This is a genomic window from uncultured Umboniibacter sp. (assembly GCF_947497555.1).
Classification (GTDB): Bacteria; Pseudomonadota; Gammaproteobacteria; order Pseudomonadales; family DSM-25080; genus Umboniibacter.
In genome coordinates this window covers 1-863 of record NZ_CANMGY010000029.1, presented here as the reverse complement: position 1 = coordinate 863, position 863 = coordinate 1, and the positions used below count along the sequence as shown (strand labels likewise).

The window sequence follows — 863 nt, the reverse complement described above, 5'->3', positions numbered from 1 at the left end:
ACACAGCAGCTATCATATGATGGCTGATCCCCGTTCGCTCGCCGCTACTAAGGGAATCTCGGTTGATTTCTTTTCCTCCGGGTACTTAGATGTTTCAGTTCCCCGAGTTCGCCTCTTACACCTATGTATTCAGTGCAAGATACCCTACTTACGCAGGGTGGGTTTCCCCATTCGGACATCTTAGGATCAAAGTTTGTTTGCCAACTCCCCTAAGCTTTTCGCAGGCTCCTACGTCCTTCATCGCCTCTAACTGCCAAGGCATCCGTCGTGTGCGCTTAGTCGCTTGACCATATATATTAGCTCTTATGTCGTGAATGCTTTTTTGTGCCTTACTTCGTTGTTTTCGCACTCGCCGGCGGTCATTTACAATCTGTAAACTCCCTTGGCTCATTTGAAAACGCCTCGTAAAACTCAAAAAATCACGTCACTCACACCGCCCAACTTTAAAAGTTGTTAAGTGAAAAGCTAACAGTCAATTGAACTCTGCACATCGCTTTGTTTGCTTTGTACATTAACCTTTGTTTTTTGCTGTTCTCTGAGTGTTGCCACTCGAGTCCATTGTTTGCAATCAACATGAAGTTTCAATTTTCGCCGGATCTCGTCGCTTGATTTGAACTCGTCAAGATCACAGTTTTATTGTGAATTTCTTCAGCTTCATTATTACCTTGTTAAAGAACATGACAGTACGTCATTTGCTAACACACAAACACACCCTTTGGGGCGTATGCGCTAACAGATGATTACTGCATTCAATCAGACAATAAGTGTGAGTACTTGAGGATGTACGCTTTCGATTAAGGAGGTGATCCAACCCCAGGTTCCCCTAGGGTTACCTTGTTACGACTTCACCCCAGTCATGAATC

2 rRNA genes are annotated in these 863 nt (G+C 44.3%); both read right to left on the bottom strand.

What is annotated here, in order from left to right:
• Positions 1–289 (bottom strand): 23S ribosomal RNA (locus tag Q0698_RS13250); the annotation flags it as partial.
• A 506-nt stretch (positions 290–795) separates the two neighbouring features.
• Positions 796–863 (bottom strand): 16S ribosomal RNA (locus tag Q0698_RS13245); the annotation flags it as partial.